Consider the following 14,931-nt stretch of genomic DNA (forward strand, 5'->3'; position numbering starts at 1 on the left):
TGCACTTTATGAATAGCCATCGTCAATGCCCGGCGGTATTGATTGCCGCACCGGCCTCCGGTCAGGGCAAGACCACCGTCACCGCCGCGCTGGCCCGTTTGCATCGCAATCAGGGGCGCAAGGTGCGCGTGTTCAAATGCGGGCCGGACTTTCTCGACCCGATGATTCTCGAGCGCGCCAGCGGTGCGCCGGTGTATCAACTGGACATGTGGATGGTCGGCGAGCAGGAAAGTCGTCGACTGTTGTGGGAAGCGGCCGGCGAAGCCGATCTGATCCTCATCGAAGGCGTCATGGGGCTGTTCGACGGTACGCCGTCCAGCGCTGATCTGGCGCGGCACTTCGGTGTGCCGGTGCTCGGCGTGATCGACGGCACCGCCATGGCCCAGACCTTTGGCGCATTGGCGTTGGGGCTGGCGAAGTATCAGCCGGACTTGCCGTTTGCCGGTGTGCTGGCCAACCGCGTCGGCACCGTGCGCCATGCGCAGTTGCTCGAAGGCAGTCTGACTGAAGGTTTGCGCTGGTATGGCGCGCTGTCCCGGGAAACCGGTATCGAATTGCCGAGTCGGCACCTCGGGCTGGTTCAGGCCAGTGAGTTGAACGATCTCGACCTGCGCCTCGATGCCGCCGCCGAGTCATTGGCCAGCAGTTGCGATGTCGCTCTACCACCGGCTGTGGAATTCGCCGCGCCTGAAATGATCGCAGCCGAACCCTTGCTGGCCGGTGTGCGAATTGCCGTGGCCCGGGACGAAGCCTTTGCGTTTACCTACGGCGCGAGCCTGGATCTGCTGCGGGCCATGGGCGCCGAGTTGTCGTTTTTCTCGCCGATCCGTGACATGCAACTGCCGGAGGCAGACAGCCTCTATCTGCCTGGCGGTTATCCTGAATTGCATCACGTGGCGCTGTCACAGAACACCACGATGCTGGCCGCAATCCGCGCTCACCATGCGGCGGGTAAGCCGTTGTTGGCCGAGTGCGGCGGCATGCTGTATCTGCTCGATTCGTTGACCGATGTCGAGGGCACTCGCGCTGAACTGGTTGGCTTGCTGACGGGGGATGCGGTGATGCAAAAGCGTCTGGCCGCGTTGGCGTTGCAGGCCGTCGAATTGCCGGAAGGTTTGTTGCGCGGGCACACCTATCACCACTCGTTGACCAGCACTGAGCTTGAGCCGATTGCTCGTGGGCTGAGCCCGAATGGTGGGCGAGGGGCGGAGGCGGTTTATCGTGAGGGGCGGATGACGGCTTCTTATGTGCACTTTTATTTTCCGTCCAATCCATTGGCGATTGCCGCGCTGTTTGTGCCTGACCATAAGGACGCCATCGCGAGCAGGCTCACTCCCACAGGGGACCGCGTTTCTTCAGATAGCACACCTTCCACTGTGGGAGCGGGCTTGCTCGCGAAGAGGCCATGACCGACAACGCATTTTCCGAAGCCGAACGCGCGGCGGTCTACCGAGCCATCGGCGAACGCCGCGACATGCGTCATTTCAGCGGCGGCACCGTCGAGCCTGAGTTGCTGCAGCGCCTGCTCGAAGCTGCACACCAGGCGCCGAGCGTCGGCCTGATGCAGCCCTGGCGGTTCATCCGCATCAGCGATCGAGCCCTGCGCGGCAAGATCCAGTCACTGGTGGAAGAAGAACGCATCCGCACCGCCGAAGCCCTCGGCGAACGCACCGACGAATTCATGAAGTTGAAAGTCGAAGGCATCAACGACTGCGCCGAGGTGCTGGTCGCCGCGCTGATGGACGATCGCGAGCGTCACATCTTCGGCCGGCGCACGATGCCGGAAATGGACATGGCGTCGCTCTCCTGCGCGATCCAGAACCTGTGGCTGGCCTCCCGCGCTGAAGGATTGGGCATGGGCTGGGTCTCGCTGTTCGAGCCGCAAGCCCTGGCGGACCTGTTGGGTTTTCCCGCGGGTGCCAAACCCTTGGCCGTTCTTTGCCTGGGGCCGGTCACGGAGTTCTATCCGGCGCCGATGCTGGTACTCGAAGGCTGGGCGCAGACGCGTCCGCTCAGTGAACTGCTGTATGAAAATTATTGGGGAGTGAGTCAATGAGTGTGGCGTTGTTGAGTGTCGCCGCGGTTGCGCTGGATGCGCTGCTGGGTGAACCCAAACGCTGGCATCCGCTGGTGGCGTTCGGCCGCTTTGCCGACCGAATCGAGCAACGTTTCAATGGTGAAGGTCGCGGCTGGCGCAGCCATGGCGTCACTGCCTGGGTGATCGCGGTGTTGCCGCTGACCCTGCTGGCCACCGCATTTTCCTGGGCGCCCTACATCGGCTGGATCGTCGAGATTCTCCTGCTCTATTGCGCCCTCGGCATGCGCAGCCTCGGTGAACACGTCGAGCCGGTGGCCAAGGCGCTGCGCGGTGATGACCTGGACGAGGCGCGCACACGGGTCAGTTATCTGGTCAGCCGCCAGACCAGCGAACTGGACAAGACCGAAGTCGCCCGCGCCGCCACCGAATCGGTGCTGGAGAACGGCAGCGATGCGGTATTCGCTGCGCTGTTCTGGTTTGCCGTGGCCGGCGCGCCAGGCGTGGTGCTCTACCGTTTGAGCAACACGCTGGATGCGATGTGGGGTTACCGCAATGAACGCTTCGAGCGTTTTGGCTGGGCCGCGGCAAAGATCGACGATGTCCTCAACTATATTCCTGCACGCCTGGTGGCCCTGACCTACGCGCTGCTGGGCAAAACCCGCCTGGCGCTGAAATGCTGGCGCACCCAGGGCCGAACCTGGGACAGCCCGAATGCCGGTCCGGTGATGGCGGCCGGTGCCGGTGCGCTCGGCGTCGAGTTGGGCGGGGCGGCGATTTATCACGGCGAACTGCATCAGCGTCCGCCATTGGGCGAAGGCGAACCGGCAGACGCCGACTCCATCGACCGCGGCTGGCAATTGGTCCAGCGCGGGGTATGGTTATGGTTGCTGATCCTCTGCGTGGGGGCTGAATTTTATGCTTGAGCACGGTGGGCGGTTACGCAAGGCGGCGCTCGAGTACGGCATCGCCGAAGCCGATTGGCTCGACCTGTCCAGCGGCCTCGCGCCCTGGCCGTTTCCGGTCCCGGAGATTCCGTTGCGGGCGTGGGCGCGGTTGCCGGAAACCGATGACGGTCTGGAGCAGGCGGCCTGTGAATATTACGGCGCTGCCCAGGTGCTGCCGGTGGCCGGCTCGCAAATGGCGATCCAGTTGCTGCCACGTTTGCGCCGGGCCGGTAAGGTCGGCGTGCTCTCGCCGTGTTACGCCGAACATGCCGAAGCGTGGCGCCGCAATGGCTACATCGTGCGTGAAGTGCTGGAGCAGGAAGTCGACTTCTTTCTCGACAGCCTCGACGTGCTGGTGGTGGTCAATCCGAACAATCCTACCGGCCTGAGCCTGACACCCAGTCGCTTGCTCGACTGGCACACGCGGCTGGCCCAACGCGGTGGCTGGCTGGTGGTGGACGAGGCATTCATGGACAACACGCCGCAGCTGAGCCTGGCACCTTTTGCCAATCAGGTCGGGTTGATCGTGCTGCGTTCCTTCGGCAAGTTTTTCGGCCTGGCCGGTGTGCGTCTGGGTTTCGTTCTGGCTGAGCGCAAGGTGCTCAAGTTGCTGGCCGAGCAAGTCGGGCCTTGGGCGGTCAGCGGGCCGACGCGGGTACTGGGTCAGGCCTGCCTGCTGGATACCGAAGGGCATATCCGGCAACGGGTTCGCACAGAAGAGGCCAGCAAACGTCTGGCGCTGCTGCTTGAACACCACGGCTTCGAACCACAGGGCGGCTGCGCCTTGTTCCAATGGCTGATCACCGAACGCGCCGAAGAGCTGCATGCCTTCATGGCCCGGCGCGGCATTCTGCTGCGAATGTTCACGCACAACAGCAGCCTGCGTTTCGGCTTGCCCGCCGATGAAGCCGACTGGACACGTCTCGCGCAAGCGTTCGAAGCCTACGCTGAGGAAACCCAATGACTACCTTGATGGTGCAAGGCACCACTTCCGACGCCGGTAAAAGTACGCTGGTAACGGCGTTGTGCCGCTGGGTCACGCGTCAGGGCGTCAGCGTCGTACCGTTCAAACCACAGAACATGGCGCTCAACAGTGCCGTGACCGCCGACGGTGGCGAGATCGGTCGTGCGCAAGCGGTGCAGGCCCAGGCCGCCAACCTCGAGCCGCACACCGACATGAACCCGGTGCTGCTCAAGCCCAACAGCGACACTGGCGCCCAAGTGATCATCCATGGCCGCGCCGTCACGACGATGAACGCAGTCGCGTATCACGACTACAAAGCCATTGCCATGCAAGCAGTGCTGGCCTCCCATGAACGACTGAGCGCGGCGTATCCAGTGGTCATGGTCGAAGGCGCGGGCTCGCCGGCCGAGATCAATCTGCGTGCCGGCGACATCGCCAACATGGGATTCGCCGAAGCCGTGGATTGTCCGGTGGTGCTGATTGCCGACATCAATCGCGGCGGGGTTTTCGCGCATCTGGTGGGCACGCTGGAACTGCTGTCGCCCAGCGAGCAAGCGCGGATCAAAGGCTTCATCATCAATCGGTTTCGCGGCGATATCGCTTTGCTGCAACCGGGGCTGGACTGGCTGGAAGCGCGCACCGGCAAACCGGTGATCGGCGTTCTGCCTTACGTGATGGACTTGCACCTGGAAGCCGAGGACGGCATCGATCAGCGTCAGACCGACAAGGCCGACCACGTCCTGAAAGTGGTGGTGCCGGTGCTGCCGCGCATCAGCAACCACACCGATTTCGATCCGTTGCGCCTGCATCCGCAGGTGGATCTGCAATTTGTCGGCCCCGGTCAGGCGATTCCACCGGCCGACCTGATAATTCTTCCCGGCTCGAAAAGCGTGCGCAATGACCTCGCGTATCTGCGGGCCAACGGCTGGGACACTGCGATCAGTCGTCATCTGCGTTATGGCGGCAAAGTGCTGGGGATTTGCGGCGGTCTGCAAATGCTCGGCGAACAGGTCCACGACCCGCTGGGCCTCGAAGGCGCCCCGGGTTCCAGCGCCGGTCTGGGCTTGTTGGCATTCGAAACCCGGCTCGAAGAAGAGAAGCAATTGCGCAATGTGCGCGGGCGTCTGGCGCTGGAAGACGCGCCGGTCAGCGGCTATGAAATTCATGCCGGGGTCACCACCGGACCGGCGCTGGAAAACGCCGCGGTGCTGCTGGACGACGGTCGCTGCGACGGTGCGCAAAGTGTGGACGGGCAGATTTTCGGTACCTATTTGCATGGCTTGTTTGAATCGCTTGCGGCGTGCAGTGCGCTGTTGCGCTGGGCCGGTTTGCAGGCTGTGCAGGACGTGGATTATCACGCGTTACGTGAGCGCGATATCGAGCGGCTGGCGGATCTGGTGGAGAAGCATCTGGATACCCGACTGTTGCGTGAGCTCTGCGGGATTTAAGGTGGCTGTTGCGGCCCCATCGCGAGCAGGCTCGCTCCCACATTGGAATGCGATCACCTGTGGGAGCGAGCCTGCTCGCGAAGACGGAAGTCGGCTCACCGCACATTTAAGGAATGAACCATGCTGCAACTGATCCTCGGCGGCGCCCGCTCCGGCAAAAGCCGCCTGGCTGAAAAACTCGCCTCCGACAGCGGTCTGGCAGTGACTTACATCGCCACCAGCCAACCCCTGGACGGTGAAATGAACGAGCGAGTGGCCCATCACCGCGCCCGTCGTCCAGCCGAATGGGCGTTGATCGAAGAACCTCTGCAACTCGCCCGCGTCCTGCGCGAAACCGCCAGCGCCGAACGTTGCCTGCTGGTGGATTGCCTGACGTTGTGGATGACCAACCTGCTGATGCTCGACGACGCTGAGCGTCTGTCGGCCGAACGTGAAGCGCTACTGGACTGCCTGGCATCGTTGCCGGGTGAAATCATTTTTGTCAGCAACGAGACCGGAATGGGTGTCGTGCCGCTGGGCGAATTGACTCGCCGCTATGTCGATGAAGCCGGTTGGCTGCATCAAGCCTTGGCCGAGCGCTGTCAGCGAGTCGTCCTGATCGTCGCCGGCCTGCCCCTGACTTTGAAAGGAACTGCGTTATGACTCAATCCTGGTGGCTGAACCCGTGCAAGCCGATCGATGCTCAAGCGGTCGAGCAGGCGCAGGCCCGTCAACAGCAGCTGACCAAACCGGCCGGCTCCCTCGGTCGGCTTGAGTCGGTGGCGGTGCAATTGGCCGGGCTGCAAGGGCAGGTCAAGCCGAGTCTGGATCAGTTGTGGATCGCGATTTTTGCCGGTGACCATGGCGTGGTCGCTGAAGGGGTGTCGGCATTTCCCCAGGAAGTCACCGGGCAGATGTTGCTCAACTTCGTCAGCGGCGGGGCGGCGATCAGCGTGTTGGCGCGGCAACTCGGGGCCTCCCTGGAAGTGGTCGACCTCGGCACGGTGACGCCGTCGTTGAATTTGCCGGGTGTGCGTCACGTGAACATCGGCCCCGGTACGGCGAATTTCGTCGAAGGTCCGGCAATGACGCCGGCTCAAGGCGAGCTCGCTTTGCAGGCCGGTCGCGACAGCGTGCAGCGCGCCATCGCGGCGGGTGCGCAGTTGTTTATCGGTGGCGAGATGGGCATCGGCAACACCACCGCGGCCAGCGCATTGGCCTGTGCCTTGCTCGATTGCCCGGTGGTGCATCTGGCCGGGCCGGGCACCGGTTTGAATGCGGCGGGTGTCAGCCATAAAGCGCAGGTGATCGAACGCGCTTTGGCGTTGCACAGCGCTCAACGTGGCGATGCGCTGCAAACCCTGTTCAACCTCGGCGGTTTTGAAATCGCGGCACTGGTCGGCGCGTATCTGGCGTGTGCCCAGGAAGGCGTCGCGGTGCTGGTCGACGGTTTCATTTGCAGCGTCGCGGCGTTGGTCGCGGTGCGCTTGAATCCTGAATGCCGTCAGTGGTTGTTGTTCGGTCATCGCGGCGCCGAGCCGGGTCATCGTCATGTGCTGGAAACCCTCAACGCCGAACCGCTGCTGGACCTCGGCCTGCGTCTGGGCGAGGGCAGTGGTGCGGCGTTGGCCGTGCCGTTGCTGCGTTTGGCGTGCGACCTTCACGGGCAGATGGCGACGTTCGCCGAGGCCGCCGTGGCGGACCGTCCGGCATGACCTTGCGCCTGGACCTGTTGCGCCACGGTGAAACCGAACTCGGTGGCGGTTTGCGCGGCAGCCTCGACGATGCGCTGACTGAAAAGGGCTGGGCGCAGATGCGCGCGGCGGTAATCGAGCAGGGGCCTTGGGATCGTTTGGTCAGTTCGCCACTGCAGCGGTGTGCGCGGTTCGCCGAAGAACTCGGCGCACAGTTGGGTTTGCCGGTGCAGTTGGATAAGGACCTGCAGGAGCTACACTTCGGCGCCTGGGAAGGGCAGAGCGCCGCCGCGCTGATGGAAACCGATGCCGAGGCGTTGGGATTGTTCTGGGCCGACCCTTATGCGTTCACGCCGCCTCAGGGTGAACCGGTGGTGGATTTTTCGACGCGGGTGTTGGCAGCCATTGAGCGCTTGCAGGCTACCTGCGCGGGCGAGCGGGTGTTGCTGATCAGTCACGGCGGGGTCATGCGCTTGTTGCTGGCTCAGGCCCGGGGATTGCCTCGTGAGCAGTTGCTCAACGTCGAAGTCGGGCATGGCGCGGTGTTTTCGCTGACGGTCGAATCCGGCCTGTTGTTAAAGGAAGCGCTCTGACCATGTTGCCGTTCTGGATCGCCCTGCAATTTTTGAGCAGTCTGCCGATTCGTCTGCCGGGCATGCCGGAACCACAGGAGTTGGGGCGGTCGTTGCTGTTTTATCCGCTGGTCGGCTTGCTGTTCGGCGCGATTTTGTGGGCGTTCAACTGGCTGCTGCTTGGCACCCCGTTGTTGCTTCACGCCGCGCTGTTGCTGACGGTTTGGGTCTTGCTCAGCGGTGCTTTGCACCTGGATGGCCTGGCCGACAGCGCCGATGCATGGCTCGGTGGGTTCGGTGATCGAGAGCGCACCTTGACGATCATGAAGGACCCGCGCAGCGGGCCGATTGCGGTGGTGACGCTGGTGCTGGTGTTGCTGCTCAAATTCGCCGCGTTGCTGGCATTGATCGAGCAGCAACACGCCGTTGTCCTGATCATTGTCCCGTTGATCGGGCGCAGCGCGATGTTGGGGTTGTTCCTGACCACGCCTTATGTGCGCGCTGGTGGCTTGGGGCAAGCGCTGGCCGATCATCTGCCGCGTTTGGCGGGTACGCAGGTGTTGGCGGTGAGTGCGTTGGCTTGCGTTTTGATTGCCGGTTTCAGCGGCGTATTGGCAGTGGTGCTGGCGGCGCTGGTGTTTGTCTGGCTGCGGCAAGTGATGCTGCGCCGATTGGGCGGCACGACGGGCGATACCGCGGGGGCGTTGCTGGAAATCCTTGAGGTGGCGGTGCTGGTGGGGTTGGCGTTGACCTGATGTTTATTGGGTGGATGTGCTGGACCTTTCGCGAGCAAGCCCGCTCCCACATTTGATTGCGCTGAACAAAAATTCTATGTTCGCTGAAGATCTAATGTGGGAGCGGGCTTGCTCGCGAAGGCGGTCCGTCCGATCCTCAATAACTTTGAATAAACTCATCTGTAACTTGATTTAACACAACAGCGGGTATATACACGCACCATGCTCGAATCCCAATGTTTATGCATCAACCTGCGTCGCGCCGCCCGTGGCGTCAGCAGGCACTACGACGGCGCTCTCGATGGCTTCGGGATCAACGTCGCCCAGTATTCTCTGCTGTGTAATCTGCAGCGTCTGGATAAACCGAGTATTTCCACGTTGGCCGAGGCCATGGGGCTGGATCGCAGCACCTTGGGGCGCAATCTGCGGGTGCTGGAAGGCGAAGGCCTGCTGATGCTGGTCGAGGGCGAAGACATGCGTAACCGCATCGTCATGCTCACCGAGGCTGGTATTGAACGTCTGAAAGCGGCCTTGCCGGCGTGGGAAGCGGCGCAGCAGCGGTTGATCGACCGCTTGGGCGCCGAAAAACGAGAAACCTTGCTGCGACTGCTGGACGAACTGGCGTGAAGCCGGTTTTTCCGATCTTAAGCGGGTATATACCCGCTACCGGAGAACAAGAATGACATCGATGTGGCGTACGTGCGGTTGGGTTTTGTTGGGGAGTGCGCTGATTCTCGCGTTGTCCTTGGGGGTAAGACACGGCTTCGGGCTGTTTCTGGCGCCAATGAGTGCCGAATTCGGCTGGGGGCGTGAGACGTTTGCCTTCGCCATTGCCTTGCAGAACCTGATCTGGGGCCTGGCGCAGCCCTTCACCGGCGCGCTGGCCGACCGCTTCGGCGCCGCAAAAGTGGTGTTGGTCGGCGGTGTCCTGTATGCATTGGGCCTGGTGTTCATGGGCCTGTCGGATTCGGCCGTGACCTTGTCTCTGAGTGCCGGCCTGTTGATCGGCATCGGTCTGTCCGGTACCTCGTTCTCGGTGATCCTCGGCGTGGTCGGCCGCGCAGTGCCGCCAGAGAAACGCAGCATGGGCATGGGCATTGCCAGCGCTGCCGGCTCTTTCGGTCAATTCGCCATGTTGCCCGGCACACTGGGGTTGATCGGCTGGCTTGGCTGGTCCGCGGCATTGCTGGTGCTGGGGCTGCTGGTGGCGCTGATTGTGCCGCTGGTGAGCATGCTCAAGGACAAACCGCTGCCGGTGCTCGGTCATGAGCAAACACTGTCCGAAGCCTTGCACGAGGCCTGTTCCCATTCGGGATTCTGGCTGCTGGCGTTCGGCTTTTTTGTTTGCGGCTTCCAGGTGGTATTCATCGGCGTGCATTTGCCGGCGTATCTGGTGGATCAGCACCTCCCGGCGAGCGTCGGCACGACGGTGCTGGCGCTGATCGGGTTGTTCAATATTTTCGGGACCTACACGGCGGGCTGGCTCGGGGGCCGGATGTCCAAGCCACGTTTGCTGACTGGCCTGTATCTGCTGCGCGCAGTGGTGATCGGGTTGTTCCTGTGGGCGCCGGTCACGACGACCACTGCTTACCTGTTCGGCATGGCGATGGGCTTTCTGTGGCTGTCGACGGTGCCCTTGACCAACGGCACCGTGGCGACCTTGTTCGGCGTGCGAAATCTGTCCATGCTCGGTGGGATTGTTTTCCTGTTTCACCAGCTCGGATCGTTCCTCGGCGGCTGGTTGGGCGGGGTGGTGTACGACCGAACCGGGAGCTACGACTTGATCTGGCAAGTGGCGATTCTCTTGAGCCTGTTGGCCGCCGCCCTGAACTGGCCGGTGCGTGAGCAGCCGGTGGCGCGCCTGCAAACACAGATGAGTGCGATATGAACAGTCTCTGGCCGCGGATTGCTGTCCTCGCTGTCTGCGCCTTGCTGCTGGCCCTGTCGTGGTGGGGCTGGCATCAGGGCGGGCTGGCGTTGATGCAACTGGGCATGGGTGCTTGCTAGCAGGATGTGAGGGCGAGTAACTTCGGTCTTGACGATTCTCAAGGATGCACCGACATGTTGAAACGTTGGCTGGCAGTTCCCGCGTTACTGGTAGCGTTTGGTGGATTGGCCCAAGCGGCCGAATGCCCGGAGCTTTTGCAAGGTTCGTTGCCCAAGCTGCGCGCCAAGGAATCCATCGACCTGTGCCAGCGCTTCGCTGGCAAACCGCTGGTGGTGGTCAATACCGCGAGCTTCTGTGGTTTCGCCCCGCAGTTCAAAAGCCTTGAGGCGCTCAATCAGCGCTACAAGGATCAGGGGCTGGAAGTAATCGGTGTTCCGTCCAACGACTTCAAGCAAGAGTCCAAGGATGGCGAAGAGACTGCCAAGGTCTGCTACGTGAACTACGGCGTGACGTTCACCATGACGGAACCGCAGAAAGTCCGCGGCAATGACGCGACGCACTTGTTCAAGGTCATCGCCAGGCAGAGCGTCGCGCCGAAGTGGAACTTCTACAAGTACGTGGTCGATCGCCAGGGCAAGGTGATCGCCAGTTTCTCCAGCCTGACCAAGCCCGAAGATCCCGAACTCATCGAGGCGGTGGAAAAGGCACTGGCCTCGCACCCTTGATCGGCGCCCATTAAAAAGCCCCGCCTCTGCAAAAGAGAGCGGGGCTTTTTCAATTCAGGCGGCAAGTGGTTCAAACTCGCCGTGAATCATCAGAAGCGGTAGGTTGCGCCAACACCGAAACCGTTTGCCCAGTTTTCATACTTGGCGTTGTAGCTCTGGTTGCGAGGTTGACCGTTGCTGTTGTTGACCTTGACCGACTCTTCGCGCAGGTACGAATACGCTACGTCGATGGTCAGGTCGTCGGTCGGGCTCCAGCCAGCGCCCAGGCTGAAAATCTTGCGATCGCCGGTCGGGATGCGTGGAGAGCGGTTTTCGTTATTGGTCGGCGACTGGTCAACCGACAGGCCGGTACGCAGCACCCACTGCTTGTTCAACTGATAGGACGCACCGATGGCGTGAGCCCAGGTGTCGTGCCAGTTCTGTTCTTCGGTGATGGTGCCGAACAGGGGGTTCAGGCCAGCAGGAACACCGCTGTTCTCGACGCTGATTTCCTTCAGGCGGCTCCAGCGAGTCCAGGTGCTGCCTGCGTAGAGGGTCCACTGGTCGTCCAACTGATGAGTGACCGAGAAGTCGACCGATTCAGGCGTGGTGATATCCAGCGAAGCGTCGTATTTCTGGTTCGGGTTCTGACGCAGGGCAGCGAGGCCGGCGTAGTTGACTTTGGTGTCGCCCTCGAGCTTGTACTTCACTTTCGAGTGATAGGTCAGGCCGACGCGAGTGGAGTCGGTGGCTTGAACCAGGATACCGATGTTGTAGCCCAGCGCTGTGTCGTCACCCGTGATTTTGACTTCACCGTCTGGTGCGCGTGGGTTCGGGCTCAGCGACAGGTTCGATTCCAGCGTGCCGTCAATGCGGTTGATGGTCGGACCGAAACCGATCGACACCTTGTCGTTGAAGGCGTAGCTGACAGTTGGCTGAAGAGTCACGATGGTGACTTCGCTCTTGCTGCCGAAGTATTTGCCGGCGAAGCCGTTCTCGTAGTCGGTCACCAGGCCGAACGGAGCGTAGACGCCGAAACCGACTGCCCACTGGTCATCGATTGGCTTGACGTAGTAACCCATGGGCACGCCCATGAAAGGGACCATGTCACCTTTGTTGGTACCGCTATTCGGGCTGGAGCTCGCATCGCTGATATCAGCGTGCGCGTCGATGAATGCAACACCACCGGTTACTTGTTCGCGCTTGAGGCGAGACATGCCGGCAGGGTTGCCAAAAACTGTGGATGCGTCGTCGGCAGCTGAAGATCGCCCGGCAAAACCTGTCCCCATCCCGCTGATGCTTTGTTCGTTGAGGGCAAAACCACTGGCGAAGATTTGGGTGGATGCCATGGCAACGGCGAGGCTAATGGTGGTTTTGAGCATTACTTTTTTCATTATTAGAACTCCTGGTGATCACCGGGGCGAAAATTACCAACATTTTCGTCCCAGCGCCATAGGCTGTATCGCTTGATTTAGAGCGGTTTTGTAGGACAATCCGACCAAAATCGCAGCAGTTGAGCGATCTTGTGGAAACAGCCGATCAGCAGGCGACCTGATTCAGCGGTGAAACACAGGTTTGCCAGGCGCAGGTGAAGTCTCTCAGGCGTCCTTGAGGCTGGAAGGTCTGGCGCCAGATGCGCGCCATTCCCAGTAGGTCGTCTGCTTCAGGGAGGGGGGTGTTCTGTTCTTCTACCAGCAGCCAGGCGATGGCTGTGGCGTAACGCAGGTTGACGGTCAACTCGAGATGCGGGCCACTGAGGAACGCATGTTGGCTGGCCAGGCCGCGAACCAGGCTTGCGCGTTCGGGATCAAGTGCCAGGTAGTGGTCCCAAAGTGCCTGGTGGCGGGGTTCGGCGATTCGGTACAAGCCGTGTCCACGGCGGTCATGCAGGGCAGTTCCAAGGGCTGACTGGCTGGCGGCAACACCCAGCAGCAGGGATTCGGCAGTTGCGCTATGGCGCCCGAGATAAATCAAGGTCGGGCGGATCACATAACGGCACAGTTCGCTGGCAGCGATACCCATAAAACCCTCGAAACATGAAATGGTCGGCGATACCTGAAGGCCTTGGCAGCGGTGAATCGACTCAGGCTCGCCGGAAGCGGCTCAAGCCGCTTGAGTTGAAGTGTAGTGTCATATTCGCGCCGTAAAGGCCTGTTTTTAAAATATTTCCGGCCGCGAGTTATAACCGTTATATCGGTTTGTACTTAGGCGGCAGCGGCGAAAAGAGAAATATCAGGCAATAAAAAGCCCCGCTTTTTAAGCGAGGCTTTTGAGGTTTTCAGTCTTTCTGGCGTATCAGGCAACCAGTGCCTGACGGGTACGCTCGATCACGGCCTGCAGCGGCTCGGCGCTGGAGTATTGATCGGGGTACAGGCGTTCGCTGTGACGAGCGATGCCGTGTTCGTTGACCAGAGTGAAGCTGAAGCAGCCTTTGCGAGCAGCCATGATCAGGCAGTTCATTGGTGCAAAAGCGTTGGTTAGGGTGCGAATGGCATCCTGGGTGTGGATTTGAGTAGACATAGTCATTGGGTGTTCCTACAAGCGACACGGATAAGAACCGTGCAAAGTTAAAACGTTCCAGTGACGACGACCACCATTGGTCGAACGAAGAACCCGACTGGAACAAAGCAGCCAGTTTGAAGCGCTGATAAATTGGCGCGCTTGGGCTGGCAGGTAGGTACTTAGGAGGGCAGGCAACACATCAAGGGCAAAGGTTCTGGGCCCGGGGTGAAGATCCTGATCAATTTGCAGGTTGGTTCGGTCAGAGTAAGTGAGCTTCGCAACACCCTTTGCTTTCGATTCAAAGGCAGTGTTGACGCAAGGTTTACCTGGAAACCATCGAGGTGGTCGATCCCGCTTTGTCGGTAGAGGCTTCCGTTGGGAAGGCTGACCGGGGGGATTTGTTCGACCAGAATTGACTTTCAGCTTGGTACTAACGCCGCGGATACTAACGGATTGAATGACTGAAGGGAAGTGTGTTGGCAAAAAAGTTCTTTGAACGCCCCCATTCAACGTTCGGATTGGCGCTCGGACAAGGCTCATGAATCGCTGACGCGCCCTGTAATAGCACAAATTCCGACCATTGGTAGTCGCGGCTCATCGGCCCAGGACCAGTCTGGATCGTGGGTTTGCCAAGGTTTATCCCCAGCCGCAGGCAAAAAATGCGCCGAAAAAGCGCATCGATATAACTGCCTCGAAGGGACTTGTGCACATAAGTGACGGAGGATGTCACGCCGCTGTCATCTTCCCTTCAAACGCAGTGGGTGCCTGTAACCAAAATTTAAGTCAATGAAAAACATCGCTTTTTTTTACTGGTGAAAAAATCGTCAGTTTGACTGCGAGCCCCATTCCATAGGGCTTTGCGAGAGTTCAAGGGCGGTTGTCCACTGAGTTATCCACAGCTTCTGTGGATTGTCCCGAGCGCTTGCTCTAGGACGGGCGTGCCGGGTTTTTTTAGGCTTTACCTGTAAGAAAAAAAGAGTAGAGTGGCGCGCCTTCCGATCTGCCCCACAGTGCTTTATGAAGTTTCGCTCAGTATCAGTCTCTGCAACCTCCACACCTCCCAGCATTACCCCGCCCAAGCGCTTTTCGATGCGTGTGGCCGAGTGGCTGCTGGACAGCCCGCGTCTGGGCGAAAACACCAACGTCAAACACCTCGCCGGACGTTTGCTCAAGCAGCCAGCCCGTGAAGGAGTGGTGGCTGCGCAAAGCCGTCTCGGTCTGCTGATGTGCCGTGAATGCGGGAATGCCCGGGATCGCCGTATCGGCCAGGATCTTCTGCGTTCGGCCGCGCGGGCAGGGGATCGACGCGCCCAGCAGGAACTGGGGCTGATCGAAGACTGAGCTGTCCAAGACCTGACGCCTTGGTTAACCTTCAAGCTTTATTTCATTGGCAGGAGTGGCTATGGCTATGGACTTGACCAGCGCATTGCTCGGTCTGGCGGGCGCTGCGCTGCCGTTACTGGT

The 14,931-nt window shown here is 60.7% G+C and carries 17 protein-coding genes; 14 read left to right on the top strand and 3 right to left on the bottom strand.

What is annotated here, in order from left to right; genetic code table 11:
• The first annotated feature begins 8 nt into the window (after positions 1 to 8).
• The 13 genes from ACQ4OB_RS15900 to ACQ4OB_RS15960 all read left to right on the top strand — a co-directional run bounded on the left by ACQ4OB_RS15900 (position 9) and on the right by ACQ4OB_RS15960 (position 10,986).
• Positions 9 to 1,409, top strand: a complete 1,401-nt coding sequence (locus ACQ4OB_RS15900) for a cobyrinate a,c-diamide synthase (RefSeq protein ID WP_102614658.1) — start codon at positions 9 to 11, stop codon at positions 1,407 to 1,409.
• Entirely contained in the window at positions 1,406 to 2,056 is a 651-nt protein-coding gene (gene bluB, locus ACQ4OB_RS15905; RefSeq protein ID WP_430956014.1) for a 5,6-dimethylbenzimidazole synthase, read from the top strand. Before ACQ4OB_RS15900 ends, bluB begins: the two co-directional genes overlap by 4 nt.
• Positions 2,053 to 2,961, top strand: a complete 909-nt coding sequence (gene cbiB, locus ACQ4OB_RS15910; RefSeq protein ID WP_074874707.1) for an adenosylcobinamide-phosphate synthase CbiB — start codon at positions 2,053 to 2,055, stop codon at positions 2,959 to 2,961. Before bluB ends, cbiB begins: the two co-directional genes overlap by 4 nt.
• Complete coding sequence (gene cobD / locus ACQ4OB_RS15915; RefSeq protein ID WP_430956015.1) at positions 2,954 to 3,946, top strand: threonine-phosphate decarboxylase CobD; 993 nt, start codon at positions 2,954 to 2,956, stop codon at positions 3,944 to 3,946. Before cbiB ends, cobD begins: the two co-directional genes overlap by 8 nt.
• A complete protein-coding gene (locus ACQ4OB_RS15920; protein ID WP_430956016.1) occupies positions 3,943 to 5,394 on the top strand; it encodes a cobyric acid synthase in 1,452 nt (483 codons plus the stop codon). Before cobD ends, ACQ4OB_RS15920 begins: the two co-directional genes overlap by 4 nt.
• A gap of 120 nt (positions 5,395 to 5,514) precedes the next feature.
• On the top strand, positions 5,515 to 6,036 hold the full coding sequence (gene cobU / locus ACQ4OB_RS15925; protein ID WP_430956017.1) for a bifunctional adenosylcobinamide kinase/adenosylcobinamide-phosphate guanylyltransferase: 522 nt from the start codon (positions 5,515 to 5,517) through the stop codon (positions 6,034 to 6,036).
• The gene (gene cobT, locus ACQ4OB_RS15930; RefSeq protein ID WP_430956018.1) at positions 6,033 to 7,088 is read left to right on the top strand and encodes a nicotinate-nucleotide--dimethylbenzimidazole phosphoribosyltransferase; all 1,056 of its coding nucleotides are present in this window, start codon (positions 6,033 to 6,035) and stop codon (positions 7,086 to 7,088) included. Before cobU ends, cobT begins: the two co-directional genes overlap by 4 nt.
• Positions 7,085 to 7,660 carry an alpha-ribazole phosphatase family protein gene (gene cobC, locus ACQ4OB_RS15935; protein WP_430956019.1) on the top strand — a complete coding sequence of 192 codons (576 nt, stop codon included), beginning with the start codon at positions 7,085 to 7,087 and terminating at the stop codon, positions 7,658 to 7,660. The genes cobT and cobC overlap by 4 nt, the downstream gene beginning before the upstream one ends.
• Positions 7,661 to 7,662: 2 nt before the next feature.
• Positions 7,663 to 8,394 carry an adenosylcobinamide-GDP ribazoletransferase gene (locus ACQ4OB_RS15940; RefSeq protein WP_430956020.1) on the top strand — a complete coding sequence of 244 codons (732 nt, stop codon included), beginning with the start codon at positions 7,663 to 7,665 and terminating at the stop codon, positions 8,392 to 8,394.
• Positions 8,395 to 8,595: 201 nt separating this feature from the next.
• On the top strand, positions 8,596 to 9,000 hold the full coding sequence (locus ACQ4OB_RS15945; protein ID WP_074874719.1) for a MarR family winged helix-turn-helix transcriptional regulator: 405 nt from the start codon (positions 8,596 to 8,598) through the stop codon (positions 8,998 to 9,000).
• A gap of 52 nt (positions 9,001 to 9,052) precedes the next feature.
• Positions 9,053 to 10,261 carry an MFS transporter gene (locus tag ACQ4OB_RS15950; RefSeq protein WP_074874721.1) on the top strand — a complete coding sequence of 403 codons (1,209 nt, stop codon included), beginning with the start codon at positions 9,053 to 9,055 and terminating at the stop codon, positions 10,259 to 10,261.
• Positions 10,258 to 10,380 (top strand): hypothetical protein, encoded by a 123-nt coding sequence (locus ACQ4OB_RS15955; protein ID WP_256581131.1) that lies wholly within the window; start codon positions 10,258 to 10,260, stop codon positions 10,378 to 10,380. Before ACQ4OB_RS15950 ends, ACQ4OB_RS15955 begins: the two co-directional genes overlap by 4 nt.
• Before the next feature lie 54 nt (positions 10,381 to 10,434).
• Entirely contained in the window at positions 10,435 to 10,986 is a 552-nt protein-coding gene (locus ACQ4OB_RS15960) for a glutathione peroxidase (protein WP_430956021.1), read from the top strand.
• Positions 10,987 to 11,075: 89 nt separating this feature from the next.
• On the opposite strand, the gene ACQ4OB_RS15965 is transcribed toward ACQ4OB_RS15960, so the two are convergent.
• The 3 genes from ACQ4OB_RS15965 to ACQ4OB_RS15975 all read right to left on the bottom strand — a co-directional run bounded on the left by ACQ4OB_RS15965 (position 11,076) and on the right by ACQ4OB_RS15975 (position 13,485).
• The gene (locus tag ACQ4OB_RS15965) at positions 11,076 to 12,359 is read right to left on the bottom strand and encodes an OmpP1/FadL family transporter (RefSeq protein WP_430956022.1); all 1,284 of its coding nucleotides are present in this window, start codon (positions 12,357 to 12,359) and stop codon (positions 11,076 to 11,078) included.
• Between the two features lie 145 nt (positions 12,360 to 12,504).
• A complete protein-coding gene (locus tag ACQ4OB_RS15970) occupies positions 12,505 to 12,987 on the bottom strand; it encodes a hypothetical protein (RefSeq protein WP_074874727.1) in 483 nt (160 codons plus the stop codon).
• Positions 12,988 to 13,260: 273 nt separating this feature from the next.
• Positions 13,261 to 13,485: a hypothetical protein gene (locus ACQ4OB_RS15975; RefSeq protein WP_007898912.1), complete on the bottom strand. Its 225-nt coding sequence runs from the start codon at positions 13,483 to 13,485 to the stop codon at positions 13,261 to 13,263.
• Positions 13,486 to 14,484: 999 nt separating this feature from the next.
• Between ACQ4OB_RS15975 and ACQ4OB_RS15980 the strand changes: the two genes are divergently transcribed.
• Positions 14,485 to 14,808 (top strand): sel1 repeat family protein, encoded by a 324-nt coding sequence (locus ACQ4OB_RS15980; RefSeq protein ID WP_430956023.1) that lies wholly within the window; start codon positions 14,485 to 14,487, stop codon positions 14,806 to 14,808.
• Positions 14,809 to 14,931 lie beyond the last annotated feature (123 nt).

This window comes from Pseudomonas sp. ES4, assembly GCF_050586665.1.
In the GTDB taxonomy this organism is placed as follows: Bacteria; Pseudomonadota; Gammaproteobacteria; order Pseudomonadales; family Pseudomonadaceae; genus Aquipseudomonas; species Aquipseudomonas frederiksbergensis.